Annotated in this window: 13 protein-coding genes; 9 read left to right on the top strand and 4 right to left on the bottom strand. The window is 71.5% G+C overall.

The features are described from left to right. Positions 1 to 3: 3 nt before the first annotated feature. Positions 4 to 531, bottom strand: coding sequence for a GNAT family N-acetyltransferase (locus OG538_RS26470; protein ID WP_406100310.1), 528 nt, complete (start codon positions 529 to 531; stop codon positions 4 to 6). A gap of 52 nt (positions 532 to 583) precedes the next feature. Here OG538_RS26470 and OG538_RS26465 point away from each other — a divergent pair, with 52 nt between their 5' ends. Together OG538_RS26465 and OG538_RS26460 are read left to right on the top strand one after the other, a co-directional pair. Continuing rightward, positions 584 to 1,483 carry a TIGR01777 family oxidoreductase gene (locus tag OG538_RS26465; RefSeq protein ID WP_406097662.1) on the top strand — a complete coding sequence of 300 codons (900 nt, stop codon included), beginning with the start codon at positions 584 to 586 and terminating at the stop codon, positions 1,481 to 1,483. A gap of 191 nt (positions 1,484 to 1,674) precedes the next feature. Continuing rightward, on the top strand, positions 1,675 to 3,048 hold the full coding sequence (locus OG538_RS26460) for an NAD(P)/FAD-dependent oxidoreductase (RefSeq protein WP_406097660.1): 1,374 nt from the start codon (positions 1,675 to 1,677) through the stop codon (positions 3,046 to 3,048). 20 nt (positions 3,049 to 3,068) lie between these two features. Here OG538_RS26460 and OG538_RS26455 read toward each other — a convergent pair whose 3' ends face one another. Beyond that, positions 3,069 to 4,772, bottom strand: coding sequence for a regulator (locus OG538_RS26455; protein ID WP_406097658.1), 1,704 nt, complete (start codon positions 4,770 to 4,772; stop codon positions 3,069 to 3,071). Positions 4,773 to 5,089: 317 nt separating this feature from the next. Between OG538_RS26455 and lipB the strand changes: the two genes are divergently transcribed. The 4 genes from lipB (at position 5,090) to OG538_RS26435 (ending at position 8,240) form a co-directional block, all read left to right on the top strand. Continuing rightward, positions 5,090 to 5,902, top strand: a complete 813-nt coding sequence (lipB, locus tag OG538_RS26450; RefSeq protein ID WP_406097656.1) for a lipoyl(octanoyl) transferase LipB — start codon at positions 5,090 to 5,092, stop codon at positions 5,900 to 5,902. A 132-nt stretch (positions 5,903 to 6,034) separates the two neighbouring features. Further along, positions 6,035 to 7,000 carry a lipoyl synthase gene (gene lipA, locus OG538_RS26445; protein ID WP_406097654.1) on the top strand — a complete coding sequence of 322 codons (966 nt, stop codon included), beginning with the start codon at positions 6,035 to 6,037 and terminating at the stop codon, positions 6,998 to 7,000. A 309-nt stretch (positions 7,001 to 7,309) separates the two neighbouring features. Next, the gene (locus OG538_RS26440) at positions 7,310 to 7,510 is read left to right on the top strand and encodes a hypothetical protein (RefSeq protein ID WP_399306192.1); all 201 of its coding nucleotides are present in this window, start codon (positions 7,310 to 7,312) and stop codon (positions 7,508 to 7,510) included. 19 nt (positions 7,511 to 7,529) lie between these two features. Beyond that, entirely contained in the window at positions 7,530 to 8,240 is a 711-nt protein-coding gene (locus OG538_RS26435) for a DUF4191 domain-containing protein (RefSeq protein ID WP_406097652.1), read from the top strand. Positions 8,241 to 8,334: 94 nt separating this feature from the next. On the opposite strand, the gene OG538_RS26430 is transcribed toward OG538_RS26435, so the two are convergent. Next, entirely contained in the window at positions 8,335 to 8,802 is a 468-nt protein-coding gene (locus tag OG538_RS26430; protein WP_406097650.1) for an RDD family protein, read from the bottom strand. A gap of 276 nt (positions 8,803 to 9,078) precedes the next feature. On the opposite strand from OG538_RS26430, the gene glnA reads away from it, so the two are divergent. Further along, positions 9,079 to 10,488: a type I glutamate--ammonia ligase gene (gene glnA / locus OG538_RS26425; RefSeq protein ID WP_351003228.1), complete on the top strand. Its 1,410-nt coding sequence runs from the start codon at positions 9,079 to 9,081 to the stop codon at positions 10,486 to 10,488. A gap of 119 nt (positions 10,489 to 10,607) precedes the next feature. Here the strand turns inward: glnA and OG538_RS26420 are convergent, their stop codons facing one another. Beyond that, entirely contained in the window at positions 10,608 to 10,754 is a 147-nt protein-coding gene (locus OG538_RS26420) for a hypothetical protein (protein ID WP_406097648.1), read from the bottom strand. 918 nt (positions 10,755 to 11,672) lie between these two features. Between OG538_RS26420 and OG538_RS26415 the strand changes: the two genes are divergently transcribed. Beyond that, a complete protein-coding gene (locus tag OG538_RS26415) occupies positions 11,673 to 12,800 on the top strand; it encodes an ABC transporter permease (protein ID WP_406097646.1) in 1,128 nt (375 codons plus the stop codon). Beyond that, complete coding sequence (locus OG538_RS26410) at positions 12,797 to 13,513, top strand: ABC transporter ATP-binding protein (RefSeq protein ID WP_406097644.1); 717 nt, start codon at positions 12,797 to 12,799, stop codon at positions 13,511 to 13,513. The genes OG538_RS26415 and OG538_RS26410 overlap by 4 nt, the downstream gene beginning before the upstream one ends. Positions 13,514 to 13,545 lie beyond the last annotated feature (32 nt).

Below are 13,545 nucleotides of genomic sequence, written 5' to 3'. Positions count from 1 at the left end.
CGGTCACGGGCTGAGCGGCCGGCCCATCAGCACGTCGTCCACGTAACGCCCGCCCAGGAAGAACTCGCCGGGCAGCACCCCCTCGACGGTGAACCCCTCCGACGCGTACAGCGCGCGGGCGGGAGCGTTGTGACCCAGCACCCGCAGGGTGATCCGGTTGGCCCCCTGGCCGCGTGCCGCCACACACGCGGCCCGGATCAGCGCGCGTCCTATGCCGCGGCCCCGCGCCCGGCCGGCCACGGCGAGGCCCTGTATCTGCCGGACGTGCGCGTTGCAGACGAGCGGGGTGGGCGGCACCACGCGCACGTATCCGACGATGGCCGCTCCGCCGTCCCCGCTCACCTCCTCGGCCACCAGGACGTCCTGCGGCCGGTGCCGCTCGTCGAAGAACGGCGCGTAGGGAGGCTGTGGACGTTCCACCACCTCGTGCAGCGTCGACCAGGTGCTCCGGTCGAGCTCCCCGAGGGCGGGGCCGTCGTCGAGGACTGCGGGCCGGACGGTCGGGGCGGGAGGAGTGAAGGACTCGGCCATGAGCATCACTGTGCCACGCGTCTTCGGCCGCACATGGGGCAGGATGGGTCCCATGCCGCACTCCCGAATCGCTGTCACCGGATCGACCGGACTCATCGGAGCGGCGCTGGTGCGCTCGCTGCGGGCCGACGGGCACGAGGTGGTCCGGCTGGTCCGGCGCCCGGCGCGGACGGGCGACGAGGTGGAGTGGGACCCCACGCGGGGTTACGTGGACGTGGCCGGGCTGGTGGGCTGCGACGCGGTTGTCCATCTCGCCGGGGCCGGGGTCGGCGACCACCGCTGGACCGAGGCGTACAAGCGGGAGATCCGGGACAGCCGGGTGCTGGGCACGGCCGCGATCGCCGACGCCGTCGCCTCGCTGGACGTACCGCCGAAGGTGCTGCTGTCCGGGTCCGCGATCGGCTACTACGGCGACACCGGCGACCGCGCGGTCGACGAGGGCGCGCCGCCCGGCGACGGGTTCCTGCCGTCGGTGTGCGTGGAATGGGAGGAAGCCACGGCCGCCGCGGAGGAGGCCGGGGTGCGGACCGTGCACGCGCGCACCGGGCTGGTCGTCGCCCGGGAGGGCGGTGCCTGGGGCCGGCTCTTCCCGCTGTTCCGTGCGGGGCTCGGCGGCCGGCTCGGCAACGGACGGCAGTACTGGAGCTTCATCGCGCTGCACGACCACATCGCGGCGCTGCGGCACCTCCTGGACACCCCGGAGCTGACCGGGCCGGTGAACCTGACCGGGCCGGATCCGGTCACGAACGGCGAGGTGACGGCGGCGATGGGCCGGGTGCTGCACCGGCCCACGCTGTTCACGGCTCCCGCGCCCGCGCTGCGGATCGCCCTGGGCGGTTTCGCCGAGGACGTGCTGGGCAGTCAGCGGGTGCTCCCCGGAAGGCTGCTGGACTCGGGGTTCGCCTTCGCCTTCCCCGGAATCGACGCCGCGATCCGGGCCGCCCTGCGCTGACTCCGCGCCCCACCAACCCTTCCTCGTCGCCACATTCAGACGGATGTGCGACCCCGTGCACCGGTGCCCCGGCCCGCGCGCGACTGCGCGCCATCCCGCCACCCTTCTAGCCTCATGCCGAACTCGCGCATTCCGGGGGCCCGTTGAGGGCAAGAGCTCCCCACCAGTTGCGCCGACTCGGGGAGGGGCACGTGCTCAGCACGGCACACCACGCGGACGTCGTCATCATCGGGGCCGGGATCGCCGGCCTCTCAGCGGCCCACCGACTGACCAGTGCGGGAGTGAGCGTCAGCGTCCTGGAAGCCGGCCCCCGCGTCGGCGGCCGGATGATGACCGACGAGGTGGACGGGTTCCGGCTCGACCGCATCGGACCGCTTCTCAACACCTCGTATCCGGAGCTGTACACGACGCCAGGACTCGACGGACTCATTCTGCGGAACTTCGATCCCGGCGTGCTCGTCCACAGCCAGGGCCGCCGGTACCGGACCGGCGAGATACGCGGCCCCCGGGGCGCGCGCAGCGCACGGGGCGCATTCAAAGCAGCGCGCGCCCTGGCAAGCGCCCCCCGGGCGCCGTTGGGCGGGAATCCCCGGCCACCGCTGGGCGGGACGCTCACCGGGGCCATGGGCGGGGCGATCGACCAGGCGCGGCTCGGCGTGGCGCTGGCCCGGCTCGCGGCCACCCCCCGGGCCCGCGTCCTGGCCCGGCCCGAGAGAGCCGCGCTCGACGCCCTGTCAGGCCGCGGCCTCTCCGCCCGGACGCTCAACGGTTTCGTGCGCCCCCTGCTCACCGCGCTGCTCAGCGATCCCGCGCTCACGACGTCGAGCCGGTGCGCCGACCTCGCACTGCGCGGCTACGCGAGCGGCAGGCTCTGCGTGCCGTCGGGGGGTTCGGTCACGCTCCCCGAACTGCTCGCGGCCTCGCTGCCGCCCGGCACCGTCCGCACGGGCGTGCACGTCACGGCGGCGGACATCACCTCGGTGCGCACCAAGGAGCACGGCGAACTGGGCTGTCGTTCCCTGCTGCTGGCAACCGGGGCGGGTGCGGCGGCCGAGCTGCTGCCCGGTCTGCGCGTGCCGCCCTTCCACCCGGTGACGGTGCTCCACCACACCGCCCCCGCTCCCCCGCCGACCGGCGCCTCGCTGCTGCTGGACGCCGACCGTGCGGGCCCGGTCGCGCACACCGCGGTGATGAGCGAGGTCGACCCCGCCCGCGCCCCGCACGGCCGGGTCCTGATCAGCTCGACGGTGCTCGGTACCCCACCGGCCGACCTGGACCGCTCGGTCCGCGCCCACCTCGCGACGCTCTACGGCACACCCACCGACGACTGGGAACTGCTGGCCGCCCATCACGACCCGGAGGCGGTGCCCGCCATGCCGCCCCCCCACGACCCGCAGCGCCCGGTGCGGCTGCTCGCGGGGCTGTACGTGTGCGGTGACCACCGCGACACCAGCTCGGTCCAGGGCGCCCTGGCCTCCGGCCGGCGCGCGGCCGCGGCGATCCTCACCGACCTGGGTGTACGACCGGCCGCCGGGGACACCGCCGCACTCCCGGAAGCCGCCTGAGGAGCTGTCGGGTCCACGCGTCACCCCAGCGCGGCCACCCGCTCGCGGTAGCCGCGGACCGCGGCGGCGTCACGGAAGGGTTCGAGGCGCCGCTCGAAGTCCTGTACGTACTCCGTGGCCCGCACGGACCGCATCTCGGCGGCCTGTTGCGCGGCTTCCGCGCCCAGCCGGCAGGCCTGGTCGAGCTCGCCGAGCCCGAGCCGGGCGGAGGCCAGTACCACCCGGCAGAACAGCCGGCTGCGGGCGTACCCGGGCGCGCGCAGCTGGAGCGAGCGCTCCGCGTGCTGTGCTGCGCTCCGGTACTGCTGGAGGTCGCGGTGGCAGTGCCCGAACTCGTCGGCGAGCTGGGCCTCGTCGAAGTAGCGCGCCCAGTGCGGCACCTCGTCGCCGGGGCGGGAGGCCTCCAGCGCGCGTTCCGCCCGCGCGAGGGAGGCCGCGCACGCCTTGGCCTCACCGAGGACCCCGTGTCCGCGTGCCTCGACGGCGTGCAGCAGGGCGAGGACGGCGTGGGGCGCGGAGGAGCCCACGCCCTGCTGGGCCACCCGCGCCAGCTGCACCGCCTCCCGGCCGTGCCCGAGGTAGACGGCCTGCCGGCTCATGGTGATCAGGACGTAACTGCCGTAGGCACGGTCACCGGCGGCCTGCGCCAGCCGGAGCGCCTGCACGAAATAGCGCTGGGCGAGTCCGTGGGCCGCGATGTCGTACGAGGTCCAGCCGGCGAGCCGGGTCAGATCGGCGGCGGCCGCGAAGAGCCGCCGCCCGGTGGCCTCCCCGTACGTGCCGCGCAGCATCGGCTCCGTCTCGTGCTCCAGGTACCGGACGAGGGCCTGTCTGGCGTGGCCGCCGCCGTAGGCGTTGTCCAGGGTGCGGAAGAGCTCGGCGACCGAGCGCAGGGCGGCCACGTCGCCGCTGCCGACCTTCTGCCCGGAGCCCCGCTCGGTCTGCCGCTGCCGGGGAACGCCGGGGCCGCCGGACCCGAGGGGCGCCGGGGAGCCGCCCGGCGCGTGCGGTCCTGCGGGCCGGGACGGAGTGGGCCCGCGCAGGCCGTGCCGTACGCCGGGCCCTGACCCGCCGCCCTGCCCGGGCACTCCGGGCGCCCCCGGCACGACGCCGGTACCGGGTCCGGTGAGGCCGCTCCCGCCGCCGTGCTGCCCGTTCGCCGGACCGGCGTAGGTTCCGTGCGCTCCGGGCCCCGTGCGCGGCCCGGCGTACGCCTGGGCGGCCCCGTGTGCCCTGCCGGCCCCGCCCGCCACCGGGGCGGCTTCGCCCGCCCGGCCCACCCACTCGTCCGCCCGCCCGATCAGCCAGTCCCGGCTGGGGACGACCAGCCCCGCCGGGGTGAAGGCGATCTTCCGCAGCTCCACATGACTGCCGGAGTCCTTGCGCCAGAGTCCGCTGACGATGTCGACCGCCTCGGAGGGCGTGGCCGCGAACTCCAGGCCCGCGTAGACGGGCGCGCAGGCGTCCAGGCCCAGGTCCTGCGCGGAGAGCCGGCGGCCGAGCCGCCTGGTGAAGACCTCGGCGATCAGCGCGGGTGTGGTGCCCCGCGGCTGCTGCCCTCGCAGCCAGCGGGTCACGGAGGTCTTGTCGTACCGCAGGTCGAGACCGTGTTCGAGACCGAGCTGGTCCACCCGGCGGGCGAGGCCCGCGTTGGAGAACCCCGCCTCGGTGATGAGCGTGGCGAGTCGGCGGTTGGGGGTGCGCTGCGGAGGTCGTTCCGACATCAGCTGTACGGTCTCCTGCCTACGGGGCCGGGCGGGCAGCCCCTCAGGGACTGTTCTGCGTTCTCCCCGCGGCGTCGCGGTGCTGGGCTGGGCCCTAGGGAACGGCGTGAATTTAGCGGCCCCCGGGGCCACCTCGGCCGCCTTCGCTTCACATTCATCCGATCGTGTGAGGATTGAGGGCGGCGCTGACGGGAACCACCTGCCGGGCCCCCGCTCCGACGCCGGTCGTACAGTGGCCGGAGGCGCGATTCGGTGCATGGTGACGTGATGACGGGACACCCCCGGCCCCCGGCACCGCAAGTAGAGAGGCTGCTGTCGTGACTGAGCTTCGGTTCGTCCGTCTGGGATTCGGCGAGGACGCCGTCGACTACCAGGAGGCCTGGCAGAAGCAGCGCGAGGTGCACGCGGCGCGGTTCGAGGACACCGTCCCCGACACCTGCCTGCTGCTGGAGCACCCGCCCGTCTACACGGCGGGCCGCCGCACCGCCGACAGCGAGCGTCCGCTGGACGGCACCCCGGTCATCGACGTGGACCGCGGCGGCAAGATCACCTGGCACGGCCCGGGCCAGCTGGTCGGCTATCCGATCCAGAAGCTGCCGCGCCCCGTGGACGTCGTCGCGCACGTCCGCCGGCTGGAGGACGCCCTGATCCGTACGGCCGCCGAGTTCGGCGTGGAGACCAGCCGCGTCGAGGGCCGCAGCGGCGTCTGGGTCCTGGGCGACCCGGTCGAGCAGCGCCCGTCCGTCGGCGGGCTGTCCCTCGACTTCGACCCGAGGCTGCAGGACGAGGAGTTCGACGCCCGGCTGAACGGCCCCGAGTACGCCCCGTCCAACGCCGGCCAGCGCCGCGAGGACCGCAAGCTCGCCGCGATCGGCATCCGGGTCGCCAAGGGCGTCACCATGCACGGCTTCTCCTTCAACGTGAACCCGGACAACACCTGGTTCGACCGGATCGTGCCGTGCGGCATCCGCGACGCGGGGGTCACCTCGCTCAGTTACGAACTCGGCCGCGAGATCACGATCGCGGAGGTGCTCCCGGTCGTCGAGAAGCACCTCCGGGACATCCTGGAGAACGCCGAGCTCGCCCCGCGCACCATCGAGCGCACGAACGATGCCGTGGCCACGGCCTGACCCTCGGAACACCTCCGCGGGAATAGGCCCTGTCGGCCACAGGTTGGGCAGACGTAAAGCCGTTTGAACAACGGGCGTACCCTGGTGTTCGCCGAAGAATCCAATGCAGCGAAAGCAAAGGGGAGTGCCGGAGTGTCCGCTGTCGCACCCGACGGGCGCAAGATGTTGCGTCTTGAGGTCCGGAACAGCCAGACCCCCATCGAGCGCAAGCCCGAGTGGATCAAAACCCGGGCGAAGATGGGCCCCGAGTACAACCAGCTGCAGAAGCTCGTGAAGAGCGAGGGTCTGCACACGGTGTGCCAGGAGGCCGGCTGCCCCAACATCTTCGAGTGCTGGGAGGACCGCGAGGCCACGTTCCTCATCGGTGGCGACCAGTGCACCCGGCGCTGTGACTTCTGCCAGATCGACACGGGCAAGCCGCAGGCGCTGGACCGGGACGAACCCCGCCGCGTCGGCGAGTCGGTCGTCACGATGGACCTGAACTACGCCACCATCACCGGCGTCGCCCGCGACGACCTGGAGGACGGCGGTGCCTGGCTGTACGCGGAGACCGTGCGCCAGATCCACGCGCAGACGGCGGAGCGGGAGGGCGGCCACACCAAGGTCGAGCTGCTGATCCCCGACTTCAACGCGGAGCCCGAGCAGCTCGCCGAGGTCTTCTCCTCGCGTCCCGAGGTGCTGGGGCACAACGTGGAGACGGTGCCGCGGATCTTCAAGCGGATCCGCCCCGGCTTCCGCTACGAACGCTCCCTGGAGGTCATCACCCGCGCCCGCGAGGCCGGCCTGGTGACCAAGTCCAACCTGATCCTCGGCATGGGCGAGACCCGCGAGGAAGTCAGCCAGGCGCTCCGCGACCTGCACGACGCGGGCTGCGAGCTCATCACGATCACTCAGTACCTCCGGCCGACGCCGCGCCACCACCCGGTCGAGCGCTGGGTGAAGCCGCACGAGTTCGTGGAGCTCCAGGAGGAGGCCGACGCGATCGGCTACTCCGGTGTGATGTCCGGGCCGCTGGTCCGTTCGTCGTACCGCGCGGGCCGGCTGTTCCAGCAGGCGATCGAGCGGCGCGGTGCCGTGGCTCCGACGCCGACCGCGTAGCAGCGGCCGTGTGAATCCGAGCACAAGAAGCTACTGAACAGTAATGGCTGATTCGACGCGGCCCCTACGCTCCTCGCAGGTCGGAGGCGCGGATGGGCCGCGTCGGCGTGCGCGGCGCCGATATCAAGGTTTCATTGGTGTTTGACCGACCGGTCATGCGCTGGTAACACCGAGCAGTGACCCTGGATGCACGCAGAGCAGTGGTTCTTCGGGCCGCTGCCGCCCTGCGTCCCGTATCCAGTCCGCGCAGCACACTCCGCCCGCCGGGCACCGTCCGGTGAGCGCACTCGTTCCGAGGGGACTTCCACGATGCAGGCCGCGCCGGTACGCGCCACCGCCCTTCCGTCCGTCACCGATGCCCTCCGCGCCGTCGAGTCGCTGCTCCTGAGCAGCGGCCAGCGCACCGCCCGCCGCAACGCCTGGACGGCGGTCCTCGAGGACCGCCGCCGGGCCAAGGACCGGGTCGAGTCCGAGTACGTACTGGAGGCCGTGGCCGACCACCGTTCCTAGGCCACGTAAACTTCATTGCATGGCGAGGAAGGCAAAATCCACTGAAGGCGCGGACAGCGCCGAGAACGCGGGGCGGCTCAAGCAGATCGCCCTGACCTACAAGATGACCAGGCGGACCGACTCCAAGATCGGTCTTGTCGTCGCGGGTGTGGGAATCGTCACCTTCGGTGTCCTCCTCGCGATCGGTTTCTTGATCGACCACCCGATCTACGTGGGCATCCTGGGCTTCGTGCTCGCCCTCCTCGCGATGGCGATCGTCTTCGGGCGGCGTGCCGAGCGGGCTGCCTTCGGGCAGATGGAAGGTCAGCCGGGCGCGGCCGCGGCCGTGCTGGACCGCGTGGGCCGTGGCTGGACCACGACGCCGGCGGTCGCGATGAACCGCAGCCAGGACGTCGTCCACCGTGCCGTGGGCAAGGCGGGCATCGTGCTGGTGGCCGAGGGCAACCCGAACCGGGTGAAGGGCCTGCTCGCGGCCGAGAAGAAGAAGATGGCCCGCATCGTGGTCGACGTACCCGTGCACGACATCATCGTCGGCAACGACGAGGGTCAGGTGCCGCTCAAGAAGGTGCGCACCAAGATGCTGAAGCTGCCGCGCGTCCTGACCGGCCCGCAGGTGACGGCCGCCAACGACCGGCTGCGCGCGATGGGCGACCTGATGAGCAACATGCCGCTGCCGAAGGGCCCCATGCCCAAGGGCATGCGGATGCCCCGCGGCGGAAAGATGCGCTGAGCGGACTGAGAGAACGCACGAAGAGGGCGGGTCGCGAACCACAGGGTTCGCGACCCGCCCTCGTTGCTTCGCCGGACGTGCCCTCGGCCCGGCCTCAGATACGGACCTGAACGGCGCGGGCCATCCGGTCGTGCAGTCCGCGTCCGTCGCGGTCCCAGACCAGGGCCGGGATCACCAGGCACAGCAGCACGCTGCGCACCAGCACCCGCCCGAAGCCCAGACGGCCGCCCCCTTCGGCGACGACCCTGATGCCCAGCAGGCGCTTGCCCGGCGTGCAGCCGATGGTGCCGACGGTGAGCACACTCAGTACGAAGAAGATGCCGAGCGCCCAGTTACCGCTCGTCTGCTGGTCACCGCGAGCGAACAGCCCGTATGCGATCAGCATGCACAGGGCCCAGTCGACGAAGATCGCGCCGAAGCGCCGGCCCAGCGGCGCCGAGGCGCCCGGCCCGTGCTCGGGAAGCCCGAGCCGCTTGCCCCGGTACCCGAAGTCGGCGCCCATCTCCTCGGCGGCCGCGCGCGGCCCGGAGAGCCACGATCCGATTGCTTGCCTATTGTCCACCCGACCACGGTACTGCGCCCGCCCACGGCCTCCGGCGGGCGGGGGCCGCTCCTATCCGGTACATCGCACCGAAACCGGACCGGAATGCGCCGGGAACCGGCCGTCGCCGCACTCACGAGGTGCCGCTCACACCCGGCTCGGTTAACTTCGGCGAAACAAATGGGTCATGCTTGAGAAATCCGGTCTGCCTATGGTCGGGTCCAGCGTGTGCCACCGCACTGGCCACACAACGAGCTGCAACCCCGTCCCGCCCGGGCCGGGAGTAGGAGGAGTTGGATGTTCCAGAACGCCGACGACGTGAAGAAGTACATCGCCGACGAAGACGTCAAGTTCATCGACGTCCGGTTCTGCGACCTGCCCGGTGTGATGCAGCACTTCACCATCCCGGCGGCGGTCTTCGACCCGACCGAGGAGCTCGCCTTCGACGGCTCCTCGATCCGCGGCTTCCAGGCCATCCACGAGTCCGACATGGCGCTGCGCGCGGATCTGTCGACCGCCCGTGTCGACCCGTTCCGCCGCGACAAGACCGTCAACATCAACTTCTTCATCCACGACCCGATCACCGGCGAGCAGTACAGCCGTGACCCGCGGAACGTGGCCAAGAAGGCCGAGGCGTACCTCGCCTCCACCGGCATCGCCGACACCGCGTACTTCGGCCCCGAGGCCGAGTTCTACGTGTTCGACAACGTCCGCTTCCAGACCTCGGCGAACGAGTCCTTCTACCACATCGACTCCGAGGCGGGCGCCTGGAACACCGGGTCGGAGGAGAACAACCGCGGCTACAAGGTCCGCTACAAGGGCGGTTACTTCCCGACCCCGCCGGTGGACCACTTCGCCGACCTGCGTGCCGAGATCTCCATGGAGCTGGACAAGAACGGCCTCCAGGTCGAGCGCCAGCACCACGAGGTCGGCACCGCCGGCCAGGCCGAGATCAACTACAAGTTCAACACGCTGCTCGCCGCGGCCGACGACCTGATGCTCTTCAAGTACATCGTGAAGAACGTCGCCTGGCGCAACGGCAAGACCGCGACCTTCATGCCGAAGCCGATCTTCGGTGACAACGGCTCGGGCATGCACGTCCACCAGTCCCTGTGGGCCGGTGGCGACCCGCTGTTCTACGACGAGCAGGGCTACGCGGGCCTCTCGGACATGGCGCGCTACTACATCGGCGGCATCCTGAAGCACGCCCCGTCGCTGCTGGCCTTCACCAACCCGACGGTGAACTCCTACCACCGCCTGGTCCCCGGCTTCGAGGCCCCGGTCAACATGGTGTACTCGCAGCGCAACCGCTCCGCCGCGATGCGCATCCCGATCACGGGCTCCAACCCGAAGGCCAAGCGCGTCGAGTTCCGCGCCCCGGACCCGTCGTCCAACCCGTACCTCGCCTTCTCGGCCCTCCTGATGGCCGGCCTGGACGGCGTCAAGAACAAGATCGAGCCGCCGGAGCCGATCGACAAGGACCTGTACGAGCTGGCTCCCGAGGAGCACGCCAACGTCCAGCAGGTCCCGACCTCCCTCCCGGCCGTGCTCGACGCCCTCGAGGCGGACCACGAGTACCTCCTGGCGGGCGGCGTCTTCACGTCCGACCTCATCGAGACGTGGATCGACTTCAAGCGCACGCACGAGATCGCCCCGATCCAGCTGCGCCCGCACCCGCACGAGTTCGAGCTGTACTTCGACCTCTAGGCCGGGTGGGCCACAGCCAAGGTGTGGCCTGTTCGCAGATGACGGAGAGGGCCGCTACCCCGCAGTCGGGATGCTGATGACCAACAGCATCCCGCAGTCGGGGTAGCGGCCCTTCCGCGTTATCCGAGTGCTGCCGCCCCTTCGCCGAGCGGCTTGACGTACCAGTGCTCCGCCTTGCCGTGATCGTTGTAGGGTCCGGTCTCCCGGTAGCCGTGCGCCGTGTACAGGGCCCGCGCCTCGGTGAGTTCGGTATTGGTCTCGCACACGATGCGGGAAGCACCCAGCCTCCGCGCCGCCGCCTCGACAGCCCGGAGCAGGCCCCGCCCCAGTCCCGCCCCGCCGGACGCACGTACATGCGCTTCAGCTCCGCTGTCGCCGGGACCCCCGCCAGCATCCGGACCCCGGCGTACCCGAGGATCTCACCGCCGGAGTCGCGGGCGACGAGAAACGTGCCGTGCGGTGGGCCGAGACCGCTGTGCGGATCATCGTCGATCACCCGGCGGAGCTCCCCCTCCGTGACCGGGCGCCCCCGTACCCGCAGCCCCATCTCACTGAAGTACTGGGCCATCATCTCGTCCACACCCGTGCCGCTGACGGGCTCCTCGTCGATCGTCCACGTGGGCATGCGTGTCACGGTCCGAGCTGCGCCCGTGGTTGTCCACAGGCCCGGTGCAGGCGAAGGCTGCCCGGTCCGAGGCCCCCACCGGGGCCGGCCCGCGAGGACCACGTACGGGAGACCGTGCACGGGGACGCCCGCACCGCCCGGCTCCTCCCGGCCTGTTACGGGGCCGCACCCGCGGACCGGTCTTCCTCGCCCATCGCCGCCCGGGGCCTGACTTGCCGATGCCGAGGGCAGAGTCCCGGCGCCGGAAACCGGACAACGTCCGCCGCGGCCCAAGCCGTCCACAGGCGCTCACCGAGCTCACCAACCTGACCGCTCCCGGCGGCAGCCGCCGCCGACCTGCCTCTTCACCGATCCACCCGGCCGATGGGCCCGGCACGAACCCCATGCGGAGCCGGACCGCACCCCCCGGGGCGGCAGCCCGGTCGAGAGCGCGCAACGTGCCGACAGACGTGTCGGTAACATCGGATAGGATACCGACACATGCGTCGTCAAGTTAACGCAAAGGAGCGGCGCGTCCAGTCGTCGTGCCCCTCATCCCCTTCATCGCTCGGAGAGTTCCGTGTTCCTTGCCCTACGCGATCTGCGCTTCGCCCGCGGTCGCTTCGCCCTGATGGGCGCGGTGGTCGCGCTCATCGCGGTCCTCGGCGTACTCCTGTCCGGACTTGCCTCCGGTCTGGCGGATGCCGGTATATCCGGTCTGCGCGCGCTGCCCGTGACTCATATGGCCTTCGACGAGAAGGCGACCAGCGAACAGTTCTCCCGCTCGACCGTCGAGCAGGAGGACTGGCAGGCATGGTCAAAGGCCCCAGGGGTGGAGCGGGCGGAGCCGTTCGGAACCACCCTGACCAATGCCCGGGTGGCCCAGGGCGGCAAGAAGGGCGAGCAGGTCAACCTCGCCGTGTTCGGCATGGCACCGGACTCCTCCCTGGCTCCCAGCCCCAGCAAAGGTGAGGGCCTGGAAGAGGGCAGTGCCGGCATCGTGATCACCCAGGAGATCGCTGACCTGGGCGTGGAGGTCGGCGATGTCCTGACCGCGGACAAGAGCGAGGTGCGGCTGAAGGTCGTCGGCCTGGTCGACGAGGCCGTCTCCTACGGTCACATCGGCATCGCCTACGCCAACCTCGACACCTGGCGTCACCTGCACTACGGCCTGCCGGGTGACCTGCCCGAGGCCGCGCGCCAGCAGGCCACGGCCATCGCCCTGACGCTGGAGCCGGGTGCCGATGTCGCCGCCGTGGAGAAGGCGACCGGCACCCGAGCCGATACCAAGGAGACTACTTTCGGCGCGTCCCCCGGCTACACGGCCGAGTCGAGCACCATGGCCCTGATCAAGGGCTTCCTCTACGCCATCTCCGCCCTGGTGGTCGGCGCCTTCTTCACCGTCTGGACCGTGCAGCGCAAGGCCGAGATCGCCCTGCTGAAGGCGCTCGGCGCTCCCACCGGATATGTCCTGCGCGACGCGCTCACCCAGGTCGTCGCCGTCCTCGTCGGCGCTACGGCCGTCGGTACCGCTGTCGGCATGGCCCTGGGAAGCATGATGATCGGCAAGGCCCCCTTCGCCCTCTCCGCCCCGGCCATCGCCACCTCCTCCGGGCTCCTCATCGTCCTCGGAACCCTCGGCGCCGTGGTCGCCATCCGCCGCATCACCGCCGTCGACCCCCTGACCGCTCTGGGAGCCACCCGATGACCACCCCCGCCACCGACCACCAGACCGCCGCCCCCACTGCGGGCTCCGGCGGACTGCGCCTGGACGACGTCACCCTCACCCTGGGAGACGGGGACACCGCAGTCACCGCCCTCGACCACGTCGGCCTGAGCGTCGCCCCCGGCGAGTTCGTCGCCGTCGTCGGCCCCTCGGGATCCGGGAAGTCCAGCCTCCTCGCGGTCGCCGGCGGCCTGCAACGGCCCACCTCGGGCACCGTACACATCGCCGGCACCGAGCTGACCGCCCTCTCGGACAAGGAACGCACCGCCGCCCGCCGCCGCCACATCGGCTTCGTCTTCCAGCAGTCGAACCTGCTGGCCTCCCTCACCGTCAGGGAACAGCTCCTGCTGCCCCTGCACATCGACGGCCGCCTCGACGCCGCGGCCCGGGCCCGGGCCGACGAACTCATCGAAGCGGTCGGGCTCACGCACCGTGCCGGTTCCCGCCCGCACCAGCTCTCCGGAGGCGAACGCCAGCGCGCGGGCCTGGCCCGCGCCCTGATGACCTCCCCCGCCGTCCTGCTGGTGGACGAACCCACCTCGGCACTGGACCGCGTGCGTTCGGCCGAGGCGGTACGGCTGATAGCCGAGCAGACCCATGAGCGCGGTACGGCCACGGTCATGGTCACCCACGACATGGCGATAATGGACGCAGCCGACCGGGTCCACGAGATGGTCGACGGCCGCCTGTCCTGACCGGCGGCCGCAGACCGGCACCTCGTTCCCGG

The organism is Streptomyces sp. NBC_01013 (assembly GCF_045162765.1).
Classification (GTDB): Bacteria; Actinomycetota; Actinomycetes; order Streptomycetales; family Streptomycetaceae; genus Streptomyces.
The sequence above is the reverse complement of the archived record's forward strand: the minus strand, read 5'-3'. Positions and strand labels throughout refer to the sequence as shown.

Bases quoted from the DNA above. Each gene is read 5' to 3' on its own strand.
- OG538_RS26410 (WP_406097644.1), top strand. From the start codon at position 12,797: ATGACCACCCCCGCCACCGACCACCAGACCGCCGCCCCCACTGCGGGC.
- OG538_RS26465 (WP_406097662.1), top strand. From the start codon at position 584: ATGCCGCACTCCCGAATCGCTGTCACCGGATCGACCGGACTCATCGGA.
- glnA (WP_351003228.1), top strand. From the start codon at position 9,079: ATGTTCCAGAACGCCGACGACGTGAAGAAGTACATCGCCGACGAAGAC.
- OG538_RS26435 (WP_406097652.1), top strand. From the start codon at position 7,530: ATGGCGAGGAAGGCAAAATCCACTGAAGGCGCGGACAGCGCCGAGAAC.
- OG538_RS26440 (WP_399306192.1), top strand. From the start codon at position 7,310: ATGCAGGCCGCGCCGGTACGCGCCACCGCCCTTCCGTCCGTCACCGAT.
- OG538_RS26455 (WP_406097658.1), bottom strand. From the start codon at position 4,772: ATGTCGGAACGACCTCCGCAGCGCACCCCCAACCGCCGACTCGCCACG.
- OG538_RS26470 (WP_406100310.1), bottom strand. From the start codon at position 531: ATGGCCGAGTCCTTCACTCCTCCCGCCCCGACCGTCCGGCCCGCAGTC.